The sequence below is a fragment of the Micromonospora sp. NPDC000121 genome (genome assembly GCF_042899165.1).
In the GTDB taxonomy this organism is placed as follows: Bacteria; Actinomycetota; Actinomycetes; order Mycobacteriales; family Micromonosporaceae; genus Micromonospora.
The window spans coordinates 99,941-121,862 of sequence record NZ_JBIAZP010000008.1 but is presented as its reverse complement, the minus strand read 5'-3'; the positions used below and the strand labels follow the sequence as shown (position 1 = coordinate 121,862).

General features: G+C 70.6%; 19 protein-coding genes and 2 pseudogenes. 7 read left to right on the top strand and 14 right to left on the bottom strand.

Going from position 1 to position 21,922, the window contains the following annotated elements; genetic code table 11:
* Positions 1-5 precede the first annotated feature (5 nt).
* Positions 6-581 (bottom strand): hypothetical protein, encoded by a 576-nt coding sequence (locus tag ACFY23_RS22535; RefSeq protein ID WP_387037603.1) that lies wholly within the window; start codon positions 579-581, stop codon positions 6-8.
* Positions 582-907: 326 nt separating this feature from the next.
* On the opposite strand from ACFY23_RS22535, the gene ACFY23_RS22530 reads away from it, so the two are divergent.
* Both ACFY23_RS22530 and ACFY23_RS22525 read left to right on the top strand, forming a co-directional pair.
* Positions 908-1,738: a nitroreductase/quinone reductase family protein gene (locus tag ACFY23_RS22530; protein WP_350685120.1), complete on the top strand. Its 831-nt coding sequence runs from the start codon at positions 908-910 to the stop codon at positions 1,736-1,738.
* Between the two features lie 158 nt (positions 1,739-1,896).
* Positions 1,897-2,364, top strand: a complete 468-nt coding sequence (locus tag ACFY23_RS22525) for a DUF6194 family protein (protein ID WP_350685121.1) — start codon at positions 1,897-1,899, stop codon at positions 2,362-2,364.
* A 159-nt stretch (positions 2,365-2,523) separates the two neighbouring features.
* On the opposite strand, the gene ACFY23_RS22520 is transcribed toward ACFY23_RS22525, so the two are convergent.
* From ACFY23_RS22520 to ACFY23_RS22500, 5 genes and pseudogenes are all read right to left on the bottom strand, one after another.
* Positions 2,524-3,477, bottom strand: a complete 954-nt coding sequence (locus ACFY23_RS22520) for a sigma-70 family RNA polymerase sigma factor (RefSeq protein WP_350685122.1) — start codon at positions 3,475-3,477, stop codon at positions 2,524-2,526.
* Positions 3,478-3,487: 10 nt separating this feature from the next.
* Positions 3,488-4,696 carry an FAD-dependent oxidoreductase gene (locus ACFY23_RS22515; RefSeq protein ID WP_350685123.1) on the bottom strand — a complete coding sequence of 403 codons (1,209 nt, stop codon included), beginning with the start codon at positions 4,694-4,696 and terminating at the stop codon, positions 3,488-3,490.
* Positions 4,697-5,156: 460 nt separating this feature from the next.
* Entirely contained in the window at positions 5,157-5,948 is a 792-nt protein-coding gene (locus tag ACFY23_RS22510; protein WP_350685124.1) for a DUF2785 domain-containing protein, read from the bottom strand.
* 112 nt (positions 5,949-6,060) lie between these two features.
* A pseudogene (locus ACFY23_RS22505) lies at positions 6,061-6,258 on the bottom strand (IS21-like element ISAau2 family helper ATPase IstB); the annotation flags it as partial.
* Positions 6,258-7,340, bottom strand: a pseudogene (locus tag ACFY23_RS22500) (transposase); the annotation flags it as partial. The pseudogenes ACFY23_RS22500 and ACFY23_RS22505, both read right to left, overlap by 1 nt.
* A 208-nt stretch (positions 7,341-7,548) precedes the next feature.
* Between ACFY23_RS22500 and ACFY23_RS22495 the strand changes: the two are divergent.
* Positions 7,549-8,133: a dihydrofolate reductase family protein gene (locus ACFY23_RS22495; protein ID WP_350685125.1), complete on the top strand. Its 585-nt coding sequence runs from the start codon at positions 7,549-7,551 to the stop codon at positions 8,131-8,133.
* 191 nt (positions 8,134-8,324) lie between these two features.
* On the opposite strand, the gene ACFY23_RS22490 is transcribed toward ACFY23_RS22495, so the two are convergent.
* Positions 8,325-9,332: an RNA polymerase subunit sigma-70 gene (locus ACFY23_RS22490; protein ID WP_350685126.1), complete on the bottom strand. Its 1,008-nt coding sequence runs from the start codon at positions 9,330-9,332 to the stop codon at positions 8,325-8,327.
* 444 nt (positions 9,333-9,776) lie between these two features.
* Between ACFY23_RS22490 and ACFY23_RS22485 the strand changes: the two genes are divergently transcribed.
* Positions 9,777-10,274 carry an endonuclease domain-containing protein gene (locus ACFY23_RS22485; RefSeq protein WP_350685127.1) on the top strand — a complete coding sequence of 166 codons (498 nt, stop codon included), beginning with the start codon at positions 9,777-9,779 and terminating at the stop codon, positions 10,272-10,274.
* 287 nt (positions 10,275-10,561) lie between these two features.
* Here the strand turns inward: ACFY23_RS22485 and ACFY23_RS22480 are convergent, their stop codons facing one another.
* A complete protein-coding gene (locus ACFY23_RS22480) occupies positions 10,562-11,785 on the bottom strand; it encodes an erythromycin esterase family protein (RefSeq protein WP_350685128.1) in 1,224 nt (407 codons plus the stop codon).
* A gap of 37 nt (positions 11,786-11,822) precedes the next feature.
* Between ACFY23_RS22480 and ACFY23_RS22475 the strand changes: the two genes are divergently transcribed.
* The gene (locus tag ACFY23_RS22475; RefSeq protein WP_350685129.1) at positions 11,823-12,575 is read left to right on the top strand and encodes a TioE family transcriptional regulator; all 753 of its coding nucleotides are present in this window, start codon (positions 11,823-11,825) and stop codon (positions 12,573-12,575) included.
* A gap of 172 nt (positions 12,576-12,747) precedes the next feature.
* On the opposite strand, the gene ACFY23_RS22470 is transcribed toward ACFY23_RS22475, so the two are convergent.
* The 5 genes from ACFY23_RS22470 to ACFY23_RS22450 all read right to left on the bottom strand — a co-directional run bounded on the left by ACFY23_RS22470 (position 12,748) and on the right by ACFY23_RS22450 (position 17,560).
* Positions 12,748-13,974, bottom strand: a complete 1,227-nt coding sequence (locus tag ACFY23_RS22470; protein WP_350685130.1) for a DUF6596 domain-containing protein — start codon at positions 13,972-13,974, stop codon at positions 12,748-12,750.
* Positions 13,971-14,294, bottom strand: a complete 324-nt coding sequence (locus ACFY23_RS22465; protein WP_350685132.1) for a YciI family protein — start codon at positions 14,292-14,294, stop codon at positions 13,971-13,973. Before ACFY23_RS22465 ends, ACFY23_RS22470 begins: the two co-directional genes overlap by 4 nt.
* A 53-nt stretch (positions 14,295-14,347) precedes the next feature.
* Positions 14,348-14,956, bottom strand: coding sequence for a dihydrofolate reductase family protein (locus tag ACFY23_RS22460; RefSeq protein ID WP_350685131.1), 609 nt, complete (start codon positions 14,954-14,956; stop codon positions 14,348-14,350).
* 190 nt (positions 14,957-15,146) lie between these two features.
* Positions 15,147-17,186, bottom strand: a complete 2,040-nt coding sequence (locus tag ACFY23_RS22455) for a glycogen debranching N-terminal domain-containing protein (RefSeq protein WP_387037593.1) — start codon at positions 17,184-17,186, stop codon at positions 15,147-15,149.
* Positions 17,183-17,560, bottom strand: a complete 378-nt coding sequence (locus ACFY23_RS22450; RefSeq protein ID WP_350687275.1) for an SCP2 sterol-binding domain-containing protein — start codon at positions 17,558-17,560, stop codon at positions 17,183-17,185. The genes ACFY23_RS22455 and ACFY23_RS22450 overlap by 4 nt, the downstream gene beginning before the upstream one ends.
* A 213-nt stretch (positions 17,561-17,773) precedes the next feature.
* Between ACFY23_RS22450 and ACFY23_RS22445 the strand changes: the two genes are divergently transcribed.
* Together ACFY23_RS22445 and ACFY23_RS22440 are read left to right on the top strand one after the other, a co-directional pair.
* The gene (locus ACFY23_RS22445; protein ID WP_350687277.1) at positions 17,774-18,151 is read left to right on the top strand and encodes an SCP2 sterol-binding domain-containing protein; all 378 of its coding nucleotides are present in this window, start codon (positions 17,774-17,776) and stop codon (positions 18,149-18,151) included.
* On the top strand, positions 18,148-20,211 hold the full coding sequence (locus tag ACFY23_RS22440; RefSeq protein WP_387037589.1) for a glycogen debranching N-terminal domain-containing protein: 2,064 nt from the start codon (positions 18,148-18,150) through the stop codon (positions 20,209-20,211). Before ACFY23_RS22445 ends, ACFY23_RS22440 begins: the two co-directional genes overlap by 4 nt.
* Positions 20,212-20,252: 41 nt before the next feature.
* On the opposite strand, the gene ACFY23_RS22435 is transcribed toward ACFY23_RS22440, so the two are convergent.
* Entirely contained in the window at positions 20,253-21,713 is a 1,461-nt protein-coding gene (locus ACFY23_RS22435) for a hypothetical protein (RefSeq protein ID WP_350687439.1), read from the bottom strand.
* Between the last annotated feature and the right edge of the window lie 209 nt (positions 21,714-21,922).

Below are 21,922 nucleotides of genomic sequence, written 5' to 3'. Positions count from 1 at the left end.
CCGCGTCACTGCACCGCGGCCCGCCACGACCACGAGGTGCGCCGCGGCCGGCCCGGCAGCTCACCACGGCCGGTCAGCCACCGCAGCACCTGCGGCGCCGGCCCGGCGGGGGCGTCCGGGAAGAGCCGGCGCACCACGGCGGCGCTGAGCCGTTCCGGCGGCTGCCACGGCACGCCGAGACCACGGGCGATGTCGTCGGTGTGCAGCAGCGTCTCCGCCACCCCCATGGCGGCGAAGCCCGCCGGGTCGCAGGGGCCGAAGTGCCACGCGCGCGTGTGCGGCGCGGCGGCGTCGACCGCCACCCGCAGCAGCCCACCGCAGGCGGCGACGACCCGCAGCACCTCGGCCGGCGCGGCGGCGGGGGAGACGACCAGGTCGAACGGCAGGTAGGCCGCGTCGGGCCGCCCGGCGACCTGACCGGCGTACGCCAGCAGGTCGTGCGCCACGTGCGTGGCGGTGGTCCAGCAGCTCCACTCCAACCCGCCGGCGGGCACGCTCCAGTCCCGTCCGGTGTGCGGGCCGAGGACGGCGCTCATCTCGGTCACCGCGCCGTCCACGTCGGCACCGGTCAGTTCGATCATTCCCCGACCGTGCCAGCGCCCCACGGGGCGGCGCAACCGACATCGTTGCCTCCGCCCGCCGCGGACCGCTAGGGTCGGATCCGTGACTGCCGGGTCGGCCATGGGCCACGAGCGGACAGGGCACCCGGCCATCCGGTGAGCCGGGGGCGGGCCCGCGGCCCGCCGGTGCCCACATCTTCCGGTGTCGACGTCGCGTCCACCGTCTCGCGCCTTTTCCCACCGTCCACGCCGGTCGCATGCCGGCGCGACTGCATCCTCGCCGCCACCGGTCGCCGGGCGGGCGATCCACTGTGGCCGCACTCCCCCTGCCCAGCAGAAAGCAGCGCATGCCCAACGACTTCAACCAGCAGATCATCGACGAGTTCCGCGCCAACGCCGGCCGCGTCGGCGGCCCCTTCGAGGGCGCCCGACTGATCCTGCTCACCACCACCGGGGCCCGCTCCGGAGCCCCGCACACCACCCCGGTCGGCTACCTGCCCGACGTGGACCGCATCCTGGTCATCGCCTCCGCCGGAGGTAGCCCGAAGCACCCGGACTGGTACCACAACCTGCGCGCCGACCCGCTCGCCACCGTGGAGGACGGGGTCTTCACCTACCAGGCGCGCGCCGAGGTGCTGACGGGGGCCGAACGCGACGCGGTCTTCGCCCGGGCCGTGGAGGCCGATCCGGGCTGGGCCGCGTACCAGGCGAAGACGTCAAGGGTGATCCCCGTGCTGGCGTTGCGCCAGGTGGCGGGCGGGCCGCCGAACGCGTCGTCCTGGGGCGCGGCGCTCAAACTGGTCCACGACGCGTTCCGGCGGGAACTCGCGCTGATCCGCGACGAGGTCGCCCGCTCCGGCCCGGGGCTGGGCGCGCAGTTGCGGGTCAACTGCCTGACCGTCTGCCAGGGCCTGCACCACCACCACACCAACGAGGACGACGGCATGTTCGCCGCCCTCGACGGGCAGCGCCCCGACCTCGCCCCGACCCTGGCGCGGCTGCGCGAGGAGCACCGACGGGTCGCGGCGCTCGTCGCGCGCCTCCAGCAGGTCGTCGGCGCCCCCGACGCCGACCCGGCCGAGGTCCGCCGGGAGGTCGAGCGGCTCACCACCGAGCTGGAGGCCCATCTGGCGTACGAGGAGGAGCAGCTCATTCCCGTCCTCGACGCGACCGGCTAGGGGTGCCCGTGGCGCGTGCCCCGGCGGCCTCGCCCGTCGCCGGGGCACGCCCGCTGCGTCCTTCGGACGCGTTGCGCCCCGAGTTGAGGGTTCAGGCTCCCGAATACGGACAAACAGCGCGTAGGTCTCAATAGGCATTTCAATGAAAAACTTGAGACATGGACGTTGATGAGATGAAGCGCCACATCTGCGAGACCTTCGACGGGGTGACCGCGCCAGAGGCGGGCGGGGACACCTTCTTCCTCTACGACCCGCAGCGGGACCTGCCGGCCGAGCGGCAGTTGCCGTTCGCGACGATCGTGACCGGCGACCGCTACGACACGGCCTCCGCGTTGAGCCGGCCGGGGTTCTGGCGGCTCAACATCGGGTTGACCCGCTCCGGGTACGCCGCCCTCTTCGGAGCCTCGTCGACGCGGCGCAACGAGCACGGCGAGCCGGACACGGGCGTCGACCACACGGCCACCGACGTCGTGCTGCCGCATCCGGTGTACGCGGCGCAGCACTGGGTGTGCGTGGTGAACCCCGGCGAGGCGACCCTGGACACGGTGCGTGGGCTGCTGGCCGACGCGTACGACTTCGCGGTCCGCAAGCACGCCAACCACCGGGCCCGCCGCACCCCGTCCTGACCGGTCGGCGCGTACCGCCTCGGTTGTCGCACCACGGCGTCAGCTTCGGCGGGTCTGCCGTAGGGGCAGGCCCGCCGAGGACGGAGGGGACGTCGAGACCTACGTGGACGGCGGTTCATCGCAGCGCGGGTGCCGCGCCTGGCCGCGGTCGGCGTCGGGTCACCACCGGGCGATGATCGGCGTGTCCGGTTCGCGCTGCCCCCAGGCTTCGGTGAGGCGGGCGAGGCGGGCGGGGGCGGCGATGCCGCGCACGGTGGCGATCTTGCCGTTGGTGATGTCGAACGTCACCGTGCCGATGACCCGGTCGCCGAGCACGAAGAGAATGGCGGGGGCGCCGTTGACGAGCGCGTAGTGGATGGCGGGCGTGCCGCCGGCAAGTCGCCGTTTCGCGGGTGTGGGTCTGAAGCCGGCCCGTACGACGGCGGCGATGCGCTGCGCGGTGTCGTACCGCAGCAGCGTCTCGGTCAGGCCGGCGTTGTCGGAGATCGCGGTCGCGTCGTCGGTGAGCAGCGCCACCAGCCGTTCGGTGCGGCCCGAGTAGGCAGCGGCGAAGAATTCCTCGACGATCCGGCGGGCGGATGCCGGGTCGACTTCGCCGCCGCGGGGGCGCGCGGCGGTGATGCGGCGCCGGGCCCGGTGGAGGTGCTGCTGGCTTGCGGACTCGGTGATGCCGAGGATCTCGGCGATCTCGGCGTGGCTGTAGGAGAACGCTTCGCGCAGGACGTAGACGGCCCGCTCGAGGGGTGACAGGCGCTCCAGGAGAGTCAGCACGGCCAGGGAGACCGATTCGCGCTGCTCGAAAGTGTCGGCCGGGCCGAGCATCGGGTCGCCGTCGAGGAGCGGTTCGGGCAGCCAGGCGCCGACGGCACGTTCGCGGCGGGCTCGTGCCGAGCGGAGCCGGTCGAGGCACAGGTTGGTGACGACCTTCGTCAGCCATGCTTCCGGCACCTTGATCCGCTGGCGGTCGACGGCCTGCCAGTGCAGGAACGCATCCTGCACGGCGTCTTCGGCGTCGGTGGCGGAGCCCAGCAGCCGGTACGCCAGCGAGGCCAGCCGGAACCGGCTGGCCTCGAACCGACTGGTGTCGAAGCGATCAGTGGCGGTGCTGTCCACGCGGATCACCCTAGGCGGCGGCGCCGACCGCCTTCTTGGCGGACGCATTCGGCGCGGCGGCCAGGCGGTGCTTGCGCTTGGGCATACCGAAGGTCGGGTGCGAGGTGGCCCACAGCGAGAGCTTGAGGATGCCCGCCTTGATCCGCGCGGCCTTCCGGCCGCCCACGTACTTCGGCTTTGCCTGTGCTTCGTCGTCGACCAGTTGCAGGATCCCGTCCCGCCGCCCGAGGCTGATGTGGTTGCCCGGGTAGGCCAGCTTGGTGTGCGCGATCTTGCGGCCGGTCAGGCGTCCCACGATCGCCTCGATGGCCTGGTTGCCGGTGAAGCCGGCCGAAGCGCAGGACATCGGCAGTGGCCGGCCGTTGTCGCCGATGGCGTAGGCGCTGTCGCCGGCGGCGTAGACGTTCGGGTGCGAGACCGACCGCATGGTGCGGTCGACGACGATCCGACCGTTCTCGGTGACCTCCAGCCCGCTGGCGGCGGCGATGGGGTTGACCGCGAACCCGGCCGTCCACACGGTTGCGTCGGACGCCAGGGCGGTGCCGTCGGCGCACAGCACCCGCGTCGCTTCGACGGCTTCGACCTTGGTGTACTCCAGGACGGTGATGCCCAGCCGGGCGCAGGCCTGGCGCAGGTGGCTGCGGGCTCCGGCGGAGAGCCGGGCGCCCAGCTCGCCGCGGGCGACCAGCGCCACCGACAGGCCGGGTCGGGCCTCGGCGATCTCGGTGGCGGTCTCGATGCCGGTCAACCCGTCGCCGACGACCACCACACGTCCGCCGTCGCCCCGGCTGCCCAGGCTGTCCAGGCGCTCGCGCAGGCGCAGCGCCGAGGGCCGGGCGGCGATGTCGAAGGCGTACTCGACCGCACCGGGGACGCCGCGGTCGTCGCCGTGGCTGCCGAGCGCGTAGAGAAGCGTGTCGTAGCCGAGCTGGCCGCCGCCGTCGGCGTCGGCCACGGCGACGACCTGGCGCTCGGGGTCGACGGCGGTGACACGGGCCAGGCGCAGCCGTATCCCCGTGCCCGCGAAGACGTCGTCGAGTTTCGGAGCCTTGATCTCGCGGCCGACCGCGAGCTCGTGCAGCCGCAGCCGCTGGACGAAGTCCGGCTCGGCGTTGACCACGGTGATCTCGGTGTCCGCCGGGGCCAGCCGGCGGGCCAGGTTCCCGGCCACGTGGGCCCCGGCATAGCCGGCGCCGAGGACGACGATGCGGTGCTTCATGGGTTGCTCCTGTCTGTTCGCTCGCTTGCGTGAGTTGAGCGGAACAGCGCCCCGATTGCTGACAGGAACGGCATGTGGCACGGGTCACAGAGCGGCAGGGGTGTCGCCCACCACCTACCGGCCTCCCGAGAGGAGCCCCGGGGTTGATACTGGTGGGCTCTCGCATTCAACTGTCGCCAGTTCTCCGAGGAGTCCAACCGGCTGGTGACCTTGTGTGATCGCCAGCCGTACGGCTCCGCGTCCCGCCGGTCTCCTCGAGGAGGCGGCTGGTGGTCTTGTCGTGGTAGCCGAGAGCGTCCGCGATGACGGGGCGGGCAGTTCGAGGAGCTGCTGTCGGATGGCGGCACCGCGGACGGCTGCGACCGGGACGCCGATCCCGCACATGACCGCGGAAAGGTGGTCGGGGCGGGCCGGCTGGGGAAGAGCCGGCGGGGTGCCCGGCCGAACCGGGTGCCGCCGGTCAGCGTCTTACGATCCGGTCGAGGACTGTGGCGATGCCGGACTTGACCGCGTCGCGGTGGTGGAGGGGTTCCGCGGGCAGTTCGCTGGTGGGGCGCACGCCCCGGTCGGCGAGGATGTAGAGCAGGCGCAGGGTGCGCAGGCAGTTGCTGATGTGAGCGGGCACCGGAGTGCTGATGCGGTCGGCCCCGAAGCGGTCGGCGATCGGATCCAGCCAGCCGACGGCATCGCGCTCACTCAGGTCGGTACGGGTGAGGACCCGGGCGATCGCCCGGGCGAGGCGGTCGTCCTCCATCTGGTCGTAGACGTGGTCGGTGGGCGCCGTCAGCCGCGCGGCAGCGAGGTTCAGCATCCGCACCGGCGCCACCTCGGGGTGGCGACCGAAGCTGGCAAGCAGGTCCGCGCCGTGCGCCACCGCGTGAAGCCAGCCGAGCGTCTCGTCGTGGCCACGCAGATCCTGCTCCGCCGGGTACCAGTGCTCGAACGCCTCCACCCAGCCGGCCTTGAAGTCCCCCGCGGCCACCAGCATGTCGAGCACGAGGGGCGCGAAGGTGCGGGCCTCGACCCGCGGGTCGGTGAACCGGGTCGCCATCTCGTCCCCCAACTCCAGCCGCCGGGACATCCCGATCGCCCCGCGAGCGATCCAGGTCGCGAGGACGGCGTAGGGCGCGCCGTCCCGGACCAGTGGATCGGGATCTGCCAGGGCACGGGACAGCTCGCGGACGAGGTCGTCCATGGGCCGGTCAGCGGGCACGGCACAGTCGGCGGCCTCGACGCTCTTCCAGTCGGTCATGACGGGCAGAATAGGTCCACACCGTTGCCGTACGCCTGCGAATTATGTCCAGGATTTATCTCAACCCGTCAACTTCCCGACCAGACTCAGCAGTTCTGACGTCTGTATCACCCTGCCCCTCACCACCGTGGGCCTCCCGGGCGGCGACCTCGCGTTGCAGGCAGGCGGCGAGGAACTCCTCATGCGTCCACGACTCCGCCCTGGCCCGCTCCGCCAGGCGTTGCACCGACGCAGCCAGGGATGGTGCCTTCAGGGCGCGGGTGAGGAACGCGATCTCCGACGTGACGTTGCGGCTGGTCTTGGTGGCCATCACGCAGCCACCTCAACGTCGAGGCCGAACATCCGGTCGTAATCGGCCAGCCGGCGATGCTCCACCTCGGTCGTGACCGCCGGCGCCGGTGCCTGTCGGGCGGCTGTCCGCAGGTCGGCGGCGGCCTGGCGGTGAGCCGGGTCGGTGATGCTCTGGTGTTTGGCCCAGCACCGGTCATGCCGGGCAACGAGCCGGTCCTCGCAGAACACCTGCACCCGGTCGGCGTCGGCGACGATGTCCACTCGTCGGCCCACCGCCGCCGGGTGCACCGAGTAGTCGTTGCCGTCCAAGCGAACGTAGTGATCGCGAGGCAGGCGTGTGGTCTGCCGCCAACCGACCACCGGCGCGACCGGCGGCAGCGACAGCATCGCGGCCCGGTCGGCGTCCCACCGGTCCACCGGCCGGCAACCCAGCACCCGGTGCCGGCGGTTGTTCGCCCGCACCAGCCACTCGGACAGCTGGGCGTTGAAGTCCTGCGGTGAGCCGAACCGACGGCCGGGCAGGAACGACGTCTCCAGATAGCCGTTGGCCCTCTCGACCAAGCCCTTGGCCTCAGGGTCCGCCGGCCGGCACTGGATCACCTTGATGCCGAGGGTGCCGCGGAAGGCGTTCATCGCCTCGGTCAACTGCGGCCTGCCGGCCCGCCACTGCCCGACCGCGGACTCGTTGTCCCACACCAACGCCTTGGGCGTCCGGTCCCAGCCGGAGATCAGCGTCCAGTGCCCGACCAGCAGATCCGCCGACTGCCGAGACGGGATCATCACCGCCGACAGCCACCGCGAATTACCGGACACCATCACCAGCACCGGCGGCCGGCCGGTCTGCCCGAACCCCAACGGCACGTCCGCCGGCGGGAACCACAGGTCACACTGCGCCAGCTCACCCGGCAGATAGTCAGTGCGCTGCGCCGGGTCAGGGCGACGGAACAACGGCCGCAACTGCTGCACCCGATCACAGAACACCGTCTTCCCGCGAGTCCAGCTGACCCTCTCCATGATCACCGTCGAGGGCATGTCCGGGAACTCCGCCAACAACGCCCGGATCTGCGGCTCGACCGCGTACACCGCCAAGCCGAAGCTGCGGCCGCTGCGCGACCCCGACCAGCCCGGCGGAGAGTAGCGGGCCCGCTACGGCATGGTCAGCGGACGTCGCTTCTCGGGAGGCACGTAGGAGGGGTGTTCGGGGATCAACGCGCATCCGCGGAAGTCGTGGACGCAGATCGCGCACCGATTAGTTCTCCGCGCCGCGCCCGTCTGTACGTGGGAGATCGACTCACGGGAGGCTGGCACGATGCGGAAACTGATCTTCGGCATGAACGTGACCCTGGACGGCTACATCGCCGCGACCGGCGACGACATCGGCTGGAGTGGGGGGGAGGGACCGGACTCGTCGCCGAGCGATGAGCTGTTCCAGTGGTGGTACGACCAGATGCGGGCGAGCGATCTGTCGCTGTACGGGCGCAAGCTGTGGGAGGCGATGAGCTCCCACTGGCCGACCGGCGACCAGCGGCCCAACGCTACCCGGGCGGAGATCGAGTTCGCGCGCGTCTGGCGGGACATGCCGAAGGTGGTGTTCTCCTCGACGATCGACAAGGTCGACTGGAACACGCGCCTGGTCACCGACGGCGCGGTCGCCGAGATCACCCGGCTCAAGGCCGAGGACGGCGGCCCGATGGACATCGGCGGCGCGACGCTTGCCGGGGCGGCCATGCGGGCCGGGCTGATCGACGAATACGCCCTGGTCACCCACCCGGTCCTGGTGGGCGGCGGCACGCCGTTCTTCACCGTGCTGGACACCTGGGTGAACCTGAACCTGGTCGAGACGCGGACATTTCCCGGCGGCGCAGTGCTGACCCGATACGAGACGAGGCGATGAGCACGGCCAAATGCTCGGCTCGTAAGGCCAGGTCGAAATCCTTCCTGGCGTGCTCACCGCCGGCAACGCCGGCGGGGCGGTGGTGTTCACGTTGTCGCGTTGGTGTTCAGCTGGTCGGGGTGCTCATTCCGCGATGACTTCGGTGACGGTGGCCCGTGCGGTGGACTCGTCGACGATGGGGCCATGTGTGATCACAGTGTCGGGGGCAGGCCCAGCCATGGTTTGTCGGTGGCGTCGAATCCGGTGAGTTCGGCGACCTTCCCGTCGACGATGTGCAGGACCGCGATGGTGAACAACCGGTACTCCGGGTCGTTGGGGGTGCGGAGGTACAGGACGGCGGCAGGCATGCGGTTGACCGTCGTGGGGATACAGCGCCAGTCGTCTTTGCCGCGCTGGAAGAGCCCACTGGAGACCCAGCCGTCCACCGCGTCCTTGGCTGTGACGATCAAGGTGCCCGGCTCGGGAAGCATCGCGAAGCGCAGATCGTCGCGCAGCAGGGCCATCAGCCCGTCGAGGTCGTTGCGCTCATGGGCGTCGATATACGACTTCACCACGGTGCGCTCGTCGTTCGACAGCTCGTGCGTGGCGGGGCTCCGCCAGTCGAGGCGGCGGTCGGGCAGCTGCTCGCGCATCGTCACGCGCGCCCGCTGCAGTGCGCTGGTCACCGATGCGACGGTCAGATCGAGGGCGTCGGCGGCCTTCGACGCCGGCCAGCCGAGGACGTCGCGCAGGATGAACACCGCCCGCTGCCGCGGCGGCAGGTGCTGGACGGCGACGATGAACGCCAGCTCGATCGTCTCCCGCGCCACCACCGACTCCTGCGGGTCCTCCGGGAGCATCCGGTCCGGGTAGGGCTGCAGGTATCGCACTTCCGAGCCCGCGCCCGGCAGCTCGACAGTCACGGGTGTGCGGTCGTTGCGCTTCTCCAGGAAGTCGAGGCAGACGTTCGTCGCGATCCGGTACAGCCAGGTCCGCAGGGCCGCGTGGCCCTTGAACGACTCTCGCTTGTTCCACGCTCGCAGGAACGTCTCCTGCGTCATGTCCTGGGCGTCCTCGTAGTTCGCGAGCATCCGGTAGCAGTGCACCTGCAACTCACGCCGGTGACGCTCCGTGATTCGTGCGAACCGCGTCGTGTCGCCTGAGCGGACCGCCGCGATGAACGTGGCCTCGTCGGCGCCCGGCAGTCTGGCATCGGTCATGGTCAGCAATCCTTCCACCGGCGTTAGCAGCTAGCAAAACTGACGACGTGGCGGAGGATTTCTGATCGGTGAAGCCGCTGACACCGGGCCATTCGCCAGGCAGGCCGGTCGGGTCGATCCATCCGGGACGTGCTTTGGGTCGGGCACACCCTCGATGTCGAGGTGGGGTCAGCACGTGGCCAAGCGTTGTTTACGGCGCCGGCTACTCGGGGGGCCGTCTGGTGAGGAGCTTCCCGCACCGCTCCTGGCGGTACCGATCTTCCTCAACCCCCAGCCCGCCCGGCGGGCGTGATGCCTGCACCTTGCCGACCACGCCGACTCGTGAGCCGATTAACGGATTACTGGTAATGACAATCCGAAAACCACCATGGACAAACCGGGCAAACCGGCGACACACCATAATGACAGTTATTGGGTAACACCAGAATCCGATATTGTTGCGACGTGTCCAAAGTGTGCAGCCGATGCGAGAAGACGCGACCGCTCGACAGCTTCATGAAGGCCGGGCGCGAACTGCTCTCGTGCGCTCCGTGCCGCGAGTACGCCCGCGCCAACAGCCACACGAACCGCAGGGCCAATCCGGACAAGGTCCGCGCCGACAACCTCTGGTCCTTCTACCGGATCAGAACGCAGGAGTACGACGCGCGGCGCGAGGCCCAGGACTACCGGTGCGCCGTCTGCACCAGACACGAGAGCGAACTGAAGGTCAGGCCCCGAGGCCGGCGACGACTGGACGGGACGCCGAACTCCGAGCCGTTCCGCCTCGTCGTGGACCGTTGCCACAACTCCGGGCGGGTGCGCGGCCTGCTGTGCGCTGAATGCAAGGTTGGCGTTGGCGCGTTCCAGGACTCACCCGAGGCGCTCATGGCGGCTGCCCGCTACCTCCTCGCACGGGAGGGCGCGCCGCTCATGCTCGAATCCAGCCCGACGACGGAAGCATGATGTGGCGCGACGGCACGCGCTGGGGGACGGCGGCCGAGATCGCTGCCGCCCTCAACCCCGACATCATCGAGGTTGAGGAACCCGCGGACAGCACTTGTCACTGAGATCGATCCTGATTGTGGTTGGCGAGAACGATCCACGGGACGTCGCCCTGGCCGACGTCGGCGAGCGTCGCACCGAGGGGACTGCAGCCGGGCCACCTCCGCCGTCAGCGCGGCACGGCAGCAGGTCGAGATGGACCCGTTTCCACACGGTCTTCACGTCGGGCGTGCGGAGGAACTTCCGATTCACGCCACCGGCCACCACGCCTGCCCCGCGGGAGCGTCCTTGACGAACACGATCCCGTCGGTGCCGGCCAGGTGGGCCGGGTCCAGCGGGGCGTAGCCGAACCAGGGGGACACGCGGGCAGCGGGCGTCATGTCGCCGAGGGCGACGGCCAGTCGCCGGGCGTCGACGACGTATCGGTCCTCGGGCAGCGCGTACAGGAGCCCCTCGATGGTGTCGGGCGGTGGGGCGTCCACGCCTCGATGGTGGATCGTGCCGAGGGTCGTGGCCAGGAAGGCGTACTCCTCGCCCAACTGGGCGCTGACGATCGCCCCGGCGCTCCACCACTGCACCGGCAGGCCGCCCATCCGTATGGTGCTCTTGTCCCGCTGGAGATGCCCGTTGTTGGCGTGCGCCAGCGCCGGGCCCCGCTCGGCGATGGCGAGCAGGTTGGCGGCCATCATCGAAGCCCGCACGCCCAGCAGCCGCGCCATGCGGCTCGGTGACGTGTCGGCCATGCAGAAGTGGTACCGCAGCAGCCCGGTGGCGGTACGGCCGTACATGCGTGCCCGGTCCCAGTCGTCCCGCGAGGACGCCGCGATCAGGTGTGGCGTCTGCGTGTCGAGCAGAGCCACCAGGTCGTCGGCGAGCAGCCGCAGCTGGCTGGCCTCGGGCGTCCGCCCCACGGACCGGGACGGGTCCATCATCGCGGCGGGATCGGTCCACCGGTCGTCGGCGCCGAGCAGGCGGTCGAGCGTTTCCGCGGTGCAGGGAAGCAGGTCGGCGTCAACCCAGGCAGTGAGGTAGGCGTGGAGTGCGGTGAGGGCCTGCCGAGGGCTCGCGGCGCCGGTGATCTCCAGCGGGCCGTCGAAACCGGCGAAGCGCACCCGCTCGGACGCGGGCCGTCCGTCGTTGTACGCGCGCATCCAGCTCACCAGCTCGCGGTTGGCCCTGGACGCGCCGAACCCGTGGCTGAAGCCGCGCTCCATGACCTCGTCGAGGGTGCCCGTGCCCGCGGTGACGTAGTCGTCCACGACCAGGCCCATCAGGCAGTCGCTCTCGACCGCGATCGTCTGGTAGCCCTCTCGCTCGACGAGTTGGCGGAAGAGTTCGTTTCGTACGTCGAGCAGCACGTCCTCGCCGTGGGTGGGCTCGCCCAGGGCGAGCAGCCGCGGCAGAGCCGGAAGCAGCCCCACGACGGAGGCAGCGTCCACGACATGAGCGGTGTCTTCGATACCGGTAGCCATGCCCTCAACGGTATCGTTGAACCGACGGTTGAAAGTTATGCGCGATATCGGCAGGACAGTGAGGCAAAACCTTCAAAACGGTGGACAGTTGAGGCCGGTTGACCTGGCGCGCCGGCACGGTCTGTCCACACAGGCGGTCAGGAACTACGAGGCGGCCGGCATCCTTCCGGGCGCCGAACGCACCCCGCACGGCTACCGCACCTACACGCCGCTGCACGCGAACGCCCTGCGCGCGTTCCTCGCCCTCGTGCCCGGGCACGGCCACCAGAAGGCCGCGTCGATCATGCAGGCGATCAACCGCGACGCGACTGAGGAGGCGCTGCGGCTCATCGACGAAAGTCACGCCCAGCTTCTCGACGACCGCCACACCCTCCAGGCCGTCGAAGCCGCGCTTCACGACCTCGGTCCCGTACCGCAGGAACGCGGCGACACGTTCGTCGGCCCTCTGGCGAGAAGGCTCGGCATCCGCCCGGCCACCCTGCGTAAATGGGAACGCGCCGGCCTGGTCCAACCGCGCCGCGACCCGCAGACGGGCTACCGGGTCTACGGCGCGGCCGACGTGCGCGACGCCCTCCTCGTCCACCAGCTCAGACGAGGCGGCTACCTGCTGGAACAGATCGCCCCGCTGATCGTCCAAGTCCGCTCCGCCGGAGGCGTCGCACCCCTTGAATCGATGCTGCGTGACTGGCATGCCCGCCTCTCGGCCCGCAGCCGCGCCATGCTCACCGGTGCCGCCGCACTGGACGCCTACCTCGGCTGCCGATCGGACGCCCAGAGACAGGCCGGTTGACGCCGCGGTCAACCATCCGCGCGCCGACGGTGTCGACGTCGGGGGCGAGGACACCGCCCTGTCTCTGCCCGTTCGTGCGGCAGCACATCGACCAGAGTCGCGGACAGTGCATCGGCAGGTGTCCCGGGTTCGGCCGCCGCTGCGCCCGGGGTTCGATCGGGATCCGTGGGCGCTACCGCAGTTGGTCGCGGCGGCGGGTCAGGTAGGCGGTCTCGGCGGTGTTGCCCGCCAGCTCGATGGCTTTGTCGTAGGCCGCGCGCGACTGCTGACTGCGGCCCAGCCGGCGCAGCAGGTCGGCGCGGGTGGCGTGGTAGGCGTGATATCCGGCCAACCTGTGCTCAAGGCGGTCGACGGCCGCCAGTGCCACCTCCGGGCCGTCGAGCTCGGCGACCGCGATGGCCCGGTTGAGGGCGATGATCGGCGAGGGGTCGAGGCGGACGAGCTGGTCGTAGAGGGCGAGGACCTGTGACCAGTCGGTGTCGCGTACGTCGCGGGCGGAGGTGTGCACGGCGTTGATCGCCGCGAGGATCTGGTAGCGGCCCGGAGCCACCCCGGCGGCCAGGCGCTCGCGCACCAGCCGATGACCCTCGGCGATCAGCGCCTTGTCCCAGGCGCCACGGTCCTGCTCGTCGAGGGCGACCAGTTCGCCGCTGGCCGAGACCCGGGCGGTGCGGCGGGCCTCGATCAGGAGCATCAGCGCCAGCAGCCCGGCCACCTCACCGTCCTCGGGCAGGAGGGCACGGATCAGGCGGGTGAGCCGGATCGCCTCGGCGGTCAGGTCGTGCCGTACGGGGTCGGTGTCGGAGCCGGTCGCCAGGTAGCCCTCGTTGAAGACGAGAAAGAGGACGGCGAGCACGCCGGTGACGCGGGCCGGGAGATCCTCGGCGGACGGCATCCGATAGGGGATGCGCGCCGCCTTGATCTTGGCCTTCGCGCGGGTGATCCGCTGCCCCATGGCACTCTCGGCCACCAGGAAGGCGCGGGCGATCTCGGGCACGGTCAGACCGCCGACCATGCGCAGCGTAAGCGCCAGGCGGGATTCCATCGCCAGCGCCGGGTGACAGCAGGTGAAGATCAGCCTCAGCCGGTCGTCGTCGATGGCGCCGAGAGGCTCGGGTGGGGTGTTGTCGTACACCATCTGAGCCTCCTTGTGTTTGTCGTCGCGCTTGGTCTCGCGCCGGATCCGGTCGATGGCCTTGCGAACGGCGGTGGTGGTCAGCCAGGCGCCGGGGTTGGGCGGCACGCCGTCGGCCGGCCACCGCTCCACGGCGGTCGTGAACGCCTCGGCCGCTGCCTCCTCGGCGATGTCGAGGTCACCGAAGCGCCTGGTCAGAGCGGCGACCACCCGGGCCCACTCGTCGTGGTGGGCCCGGGTGATCGCCTCCTCGACGTCGCTCACCGGAACGGCCGCACCTCGATCTTCCGATCGCAGACCTTCGACGCCTCGGCGGCGAGCTTGAGCGCCACATCCAGATCGGGGGCCTCCCACACCCAGAGGCCGGCGAGGTACTCCTTCGACTCCACGAAAGGCCCGTCGCTGAACACCGCCTGCTCGCCCCGGTTGTCGATGACCGTGGCCGCGTCGGTGTCCGCGAGTCCGCCCGCGAAAACCCAGTAGCCCTCGGCGATCAGTCGTTCGTTGAACGCGCTGATGGCAGGCCGCCTGTCCGTGCTGCCGGGATTGCTCTTGTCATCGATCACGGAAACCAGGTACTGCATGAAGATCATCTCCTGTGGTGTGTCGAGAAAGCGCGGTTCGGTGGTCAGGGACTTCAGGCCGTTGCATACCGCGGGCGCCCGGCCGGGCGGTAGACCTGGATCGTCACGCCCTTCGGGTCGACCCGCGACTCGATCAGGTCGAGCGCAAGATCCGGACCGGTGTCCGGGAACAGTCTCGCGCCCTGGCCGAGGATCACCGGGATCACGATCAGAGTCATCTCGTCGACCAGATCGTTCGCCAGCAGCCACCGGGTCAGGGCGCCACTGCCGTGCACCTGCAGCTCACCCCCGGCCTTGGCCTTCAGCTCACTGACGGCCGCCGCGAGGTCACCGCGGAGAACGGTCGTGTCCTCCCAGCGCGGCGCGGTGAGCGTGGTCGAGGCAACGTACTTGGGGGCCTCGTTCAAGGCCACGCCGATGGGATGTGCGCGCATCTGGTCGATCGAGCCCCAGGAGCCGGCGAACAACTCGTAGGTGCGCCGGCCGAACAGGAACGCCTCGGCGCGCTGGTAGGTCTGCGTGATGAACGTCCTGGTCTCGTCGTCACCCGCCCCCCGGGCCCATCCGCCGCGCTCGAAGCCGTTCCTGCGATCGTCCGACGCGGCGCCGTTTCCCTGCATCACTCCATCGAGGGTGACCTGGGTCATGGTCGTCAGCTTCATGATCGCGATCCCTCTACCTCGGGGCTGCCCCCTTGCGGGCGGCCTCACCCCTGCTACGAACACCACCGCCCCGATCCGACACCGCCACCCGAATTTCTTTGCAGAACCTTCCAGGGCAGCGGTCGTCAGCGATCCGACAGCGCGACAGTTCCGCGGCGACCGCGCTCCACTTCCGCAAGCGCACCCAGTATCAGCGCCGCTCCGGGTGGGCGCGTCCGAGCGCACCCGCCCTGCCCCACCGTCCGGGGATGTCGAGCAGCTCGATCCGGCCCATGCCCGAGGGCACGGCCGGTCGGGCCACCAGGTGCTCGCCGCGTGGCTCCATGCCGAGCATGGTCCGCAGCAGCAACAGGGGAGTGCCGGTCGACCACGCCTGCGGGCTGCACGCCGTGGGATACAGCACGGGATATCTGGTCAACGTCCGCTCGTAGCCGCCGAACGCCTCGGGCAGCCGCCCGTCGAAGTGTTCCGCGGCGTCGATGATCCCCTCGGCGATGCGCCCGGCCTCCTGGTGGAATCCGTAGCGCCGCAGCCCCCAGGCGATGAACGAGTTGTCGAACGGCCACACCGTGCCGACGTGGTAGCCGATCGGGTTGTAGCGCCCCTCGGCGGCGCCGAGCGTCCGCACCCCCCACCCCGAGAACAGTTGCGGGCCGAGCAGGTGCTCGGCGATCTTCGGCGCCCGGGACTCCTCGACGATGCCGCTCCACAGCAGGTGGCCGATGTTCGAGGAGAGGGCGTCGACCTGGCGGCCGTCGCCGTCGAGGGCGAGGGCGTAGTACTCGCCGTCGGCGACCCAGAAGTCACGGTTGAAGCGTTCCTTGAGCTCCGCGGCCTCCCGTTCCAGGCGGTCGGCGTACGCGGGGTCGCCCCAGAACTCGCGGGCCAGCCGCGCGCCGCGGATCTTGGCGTCGTACGCGTAGCCCTGCAGCTCACAGGTCGCCCGGGGCAGGCCGGGCAGCCGCCCGTCCCGGAACGAGATCGAGTCCCAGGAATCCTTCCAGCACTGGTTCTCCAGCCCGGTCCGCTCGTTGCGGCGCTGGTACCAGACGTAGCCGTCGCCCATGATGTCGCCGTACTCGTCGATCCAGTGCAGGGCGGCTCTCCCGGCACGTTCGAGAAACCGGACCAGGGCGGCGTCGCCGGTCCAGCGCTCGTACTCGTCGAGCAGGATGAGGTAGAGAGGAGTCGAGTCGGCGCTACCGTAGTACGGCGAGTGCGGCTGCTCCTCGAATCCGGTCGTCTCCCCGTACCGCATCTCGTGGAGAATCTTCCCGGGCTCCTCCTCGCGGAAGTCGTCCAGGACGGCCCCCTGCCGCAGGCCGAGCATGCGTAGCGTCGTGGCGGCGAGGTCGGGCACGAACGGTAGCGCCTGGATGCTGGTGAGGATGCTGTCCCGGCCGAAGATCGTCATGAACCACGGCAGGCCGGCGGCGGGAATGGCATGTTCGCCGGCACCAAGCGGCGCGAAACGCAGCGCGGAGAGGTCAGCCAGGCTGCGCCGGTAGGTCATCGCCAACGTGGGGGAGTCGCAGGTGAGGCGGGGTGCCTCCGCGAGCCAGCCGTCCAGGTCCTGCCGTATCTGCGCTCGGGCTCGACCGGGTCTGCCCTCCAGGCTCTCCCGAAGGTCGCGCCCGCCCAGGCCCAGCGCCTGCACGTGCAGGTCGGTGATCCACTGACCGTGCGGTTCGAGTCGAACGTGGTATGTCAGCCCCTGCTCGTCGACCCGGGCCGGCTCGGTGGACGAGACCAGGGTCTCCCGGCAGAACGCCTCCCGCCGATAGCCGAGACGTAGGCACCCGCCATCGGTATGGGTGTAGTACGTCCCTCTCTTGTTCCGCACGTCCTTGATCTCGAAGAGGTCGGCGAAGTCGCTGTCGACGTCGATCCGGATCCGCAGCTCGACGGGCTTGGACTCATGGTTGATCACCGTCAGCCGTTCGGTGAAGCTTCCGCCGATGGAGCGGTCGCGAATGGCCGAGACAGCGCTGTCGACGAGCGGAGTGGGGAGGACCGGGACGACGACCATGCGGCTCTCGAAGAATGCGACCTCCTCGACGGTGAGCGCGTTGACCCGTTCGTCGTTGATGGACAGGATCCATTTCGACAGGAATCGGGTGTCGAACGAGAAGAAACCGGTCGGGAAGGTGGGGGACGCGTCGATGTCGCCCGTCTCCTCGCTGACCACGAACGTGTTGCCGTCCAGCAGCCGGACGAGGCCGTCGCTCATGCCGCACGTCTCCGCTCGCGGCCGAACTCCCGAGGGTGACGGGCTCCGGGTGCCGCCGGTATGAGCCGAGAGGTGACGCGGAACAGCCGGACATCACCCTCGGTTCTGATTTCGTTGCGCAACCACGCCGGGTACAACTGTGACTGGCCGGTTATGATCCGGTCGAAGGTGGCACGGCTGGTGTGGATGACACAGTCGGCCTCACCCCCATCCCGAGAGACGCGGACATCGCCCCGTTCGATCACCATGAACCAGCGGTCGACGCCCTTCTCGTGCGTGAGGTCGAACCGGATGGTCGCGGCGATTTCCTCCAGGGAGGTTTCGTGGCCCCGACGGGCGAGCGCTTGGAAGAAGCTCGTGGTGGGATTCGACACGTCCGCCTCCCCTCCCTCCGATGCGTGCCGAGCCAGGATGAGCCGCGTACCCACCCTGCCCGGGAGCGAGGCGCTGCCGCATCACCCGGATCGGGTGAATTTCCCGCGCCGCGCGCGGCCGCAGTCCAGGTTTCATCCGTTCCGGGTGAGGTCGGCCCACCCTGGCGCGAATGACGCTGCGCATGGTCCGGGGATTTCTACGGGGGTGGTGCCATGTCGGAGGCGACCAGGAAGTTCTTCGAGACGCTCGAACGACACGGCCACGAACGCCTGCTGAAGAAGACGAACGGCACCATACGCTTCGACATCGAGCGCGACCACGAAGTCGACCACTGGTTCGTGGAGATCCGCGGCGGCACCGTCAAGGTGTCACAGCAGAACCGCGCCGCCGACACCGCCATCCGCTCCGACGACGCCTTCTTCGACCGGATGGCGCGCGGCGAAGCCAAACCGCTCCCGGCGTGGCTGAGGAACGACATCACGTTCGAAGGGCAGTTCCGGCTCATCCTCCTGCTGGAGCGGCTCTTCGCGCCGCCGCCCGGCGGGCGCCATCCGCGGGCCGTCGTCGGCGACCGGGGGAGGCGGGAATGAGGACCGATCTCGTCAGAATCCTGGACGGCAACATCTTCGTGTTGAGCGACGGCAGTGGCGACATAATGGCGACGCCCGGCGTCCCGGCCGGCTACTTCTCGTTCGACACCCGGTTCCTGTCGCTGTGGCGGCTGACCATCAACGACGAACAGGTGAGCACGCTGGCGATGGACGACCCGTCGTACTTCGAAGTGCGGTTCTTCCTCGTTCCGGGGGCTCCCACGCACTACGTGGACGCCAAGGTCTCGGTGATCCGGGAACGGACGGTGGCCGGCAGCTTCCAGGAGCGGTTGACGGTGCTCAACCATTCCGAGGAGTGGGCCGAGTTCACCGTCCGGGTGGACGCCGGCGCCGACTTCAGTTCGCTGCACATGGTCGAACGAGAACACACGCCGTCCGGCCGGCTCTACCAACGCGTCGAGGACGGACGCCTGCACCTCGGCTATGAGCGGGAGAAGTATCACCGCGAGACCCAGATATCCACGACCGAGCCGGCGCAGGTCGACGAACAGGGGCTGACCTACCACATCCGGATCGAACCCCACGGGCAGTGGGTCACCACGTTGCACGTCCGGGGGCTGGTGCTGCGCCCCGACGGTCACGACATGCGAGAACGCCTCTCTCCCCGTTGCCGGCAACGCGACACGGCAGGGCTCCAGGAGGACCTGCGACAGTGGCTCGACAGGGCTCCGCAGCTCAGCTGCGACTGGAAGCCACTGGAGCGGACGTACCGGCGCGCCCTGGTCGACCTTGCCGCTCTGCGGTTCTCGCCGCTGACGCTGCCGACCGAGCCGCTGCCCGCGGCGGGCCTGCCGTGGGACGCCACCCTCACCGGTCGCGACCCCATTCTCACCAGTTTGCAGGTCCTGCCGTTCATGCCGGATCTGGCCGTCAACACCCTGCGGATGCTCGGCCTCGACCAGGGCAGCGTCCTCGACGACTTCCGGGACGAGGAGCCGGGCAAGATCCTGCGCGAGTTCCGCTACGGCGAGATGGTCGCGTTCGAGGAACGCCCGCAGGGGCCGTACTTCGGTGCCGCCGACAGCACCCCCCTCTACGTCATCCTGCTCGACGAGTACGAGCGGTGGACCGGCGACGCCGCGGTGGTGCGCGAATTCGAGGACGAGGCGCGCGCGGCGCTGCACTGGATCGACGAGTACGGCGACATCATGGGCGACGGCTACGTCTGGTACCAGCGCCGCAACGAGCGGACCGGGCTGGAGAACCAGTGCTGGAAGGAAACCAAGAACTCGATCTCGTTCCGGGACGGGCGGCTGCCCGGCCTGCCCCGGGCGACCTGTGAGCTGCAGGGCTACGCGTACGACGCCAAGATCCGCGGCGCGCGGCTGGCCCGCGAGTTCTGGGACGACCCCGCGTACGCCGACCGCCTGGAACGGGAAGCCGCGGAGCTCAAGGAACGCTTCAACCGTGACTTCTGGGTCGCCGACGGCGAGTACTACGCCCTCGCCCTCGACGGCGACGGCCGCCAGGTCGACGCCCTCTCCTCGAACATCGGCCACCTGCTGTGGAGCGGCATCGTCGAGGAGTCCCGGGCGCCGAAGATCGCCGAGCACCTGCTCGGCTCCCGCCTGTTCTCCGGGTGGGGCGTGCGCACCCTCGCCCAGGGGGAGGGACGTTACAACCCGCTCGGCTACCACGTCGGCACGGTGTGGCCGTTCGACAACTCGTTCATCGCCTGGGGGCTGCGGCGCTACGGATTCCACCAGGAGGCCGGCCGCATCGCCGAGGGAATCATCGACGCGTCCCGGTATTTCCAGTGGCGCCTTCCGGAGGCCTTCGGCGGCTACGACCGCGAGTTGACCCGGCACCCCGTGCAGTATCCGGCGGCGAACAGCCCACAGGCCCTGGCCACCGGGGCGCCCCTGCTGCTGGTGCGCACGCTGCTCGGCCTCGAGCCGTACGGCGATGACCTGGTGGTCGTGCCGGCGCTGCCCGAACGGTTCGGTCGGATCGAACTGCTCGACATTCCCGGGCGGTGGGGCCGCGTCGACGCCATCGGCAGCGTGCGATCCCCGGCGCCGAACGCGGTCGGCAACTGAGCCGGGCGACGTCGCCCACGGGGGCGGTGGGCCGGGAGCGGTCAGGCGCGCGCGCCGCCGAAGCCGAGCAGGACGGCGAGGCCCAGGGCGCTGCGCGGGGCGTACGGCACCCGCCACAGGCCGCCGTGCGCCGCGGCGTACGCCTCGGCCTGCCACGGGTGCGGCAGCGACGGGCCGGCGGTGCGCAGGGCGTGCACCAGCAGCGCGGCCATCAACGTGTTGCTGGTCGCCGGCTCGAACACCTCGATGCCGAAGCGGTGCGCGCCCGCGTACGCGGCGGCCAGCGCGCGGTTGCGCAGCACCGAGCGGGTGCGGGTGGGCGGCGCGACCGTGAACGACACGGTCGACCCGGCGTCGCGGGCCACCGTCGCCCGCCACCGTTGCAGCCGCTTGGCGAGGGCGTAGTTGGGACCCTGTTGGGGGACGAGGCTGTCGTTGACGCCGGGGTCGGCGTCGGGCGGGTAGTTGCGGTGCAGGAGCCTGCCGCCGGAGGCGACCCGCAGCGAGCGGCGGAGGATCCCGCGGGCCGCGTAGCCCCGTTCGGCGTGGCGTACCGCGTCGCCGGGGACGGCGAAGACGTCGGTGGGGGTGGCCAGGAAGGCGAGCGCCACGTCGTCGCGGCGGTCCTGCAGCCGCAGCGTGAGCGCGTCGACAGCCGTGGCGACCCGGACGTTGGTCGCGCCGTCGGCGTAGACGTAGTTGCCGAGCACGAGCCGGCCGTCGACGCCGAGCAGCCAGTCGGCCACCTGCGGGAGGTTGTGCAGCAGGTCGGCGCCGGCGCGCTCGGCCAGCGTCTCGTCGTCGGGGCCGGTGCCGGCGGGCACGGGCAGGTGGAGCCGGCCGCCGTAGCGGCGCGTCGTGTGCAGCAGCCGCCGCCAGATCTCCGGTCGCGGCAGGTCGACGGCGACCACGTCGCCGCCCCAGCGCAGCACGGACGGCAGCGGGCCCATCTCGGCGCCGGCGCCGAGCACCACGATGCGCTGGTCGCGCAGGTCGAGCCAGTCGGGGTTCGCCAGGACGGCGCGTACGGCCTCGGCGCAGGACGGCTCGACGACGCCGGCGGTGACCCAGGCGTCGAGCCGGCGGCGCAGGTCGTCGCCGCGCAGCCGCTGGCCCCGGTACGGCAGGGACAGCTCGCGCTCGACCTCGCCGGTGCCGGCGACGGTCGCGGTGTGCGGCGGCGCGACGTCGGTGGAGGTGGTGAACACGTCGCCGAGGCCGATCTCGGTGCCGTCGGCGCGGACCACGGTCATCCGGCGGTGCAGCGAGGCGAGCCCGTCCCGGGCGATGGTGACCGCGGCGTCGCGGGAGAGCAGCCCGGCCTCGACGAGCCGCCGGAAGTGCCCGAGGTATCCGTGCCGCCAGTTCGTCTCGTGTTCGGCCGAGCGCGCGCCGACGGGGTCGACGGCACGCAGCGCGTCGGCGACGACGGCCCGCCCGAGCGCGGAGGTGCTGCGCCCCGCGTCGGTCTTCGGGAACACCACCCCGGTCGGACCCTCCACGGGCACCACCCTTCCGCACCGGCCCGTCGGGCCGCCCTCGGTCGTCGGGTGCCACTCTGCCGTACCCGGCGGCGCGGCGCAGAGCGGGCCGTTCGGTGTGACGCGGCCCGACGCGGACGGCGGGGCCCCGCGCTCGCGCGACCGTTGACGGGTCGGCGACGTCGGCCCGCCGATCCGCTCCCGAGGTGTGCCGGCCGGTCGCGCGGACG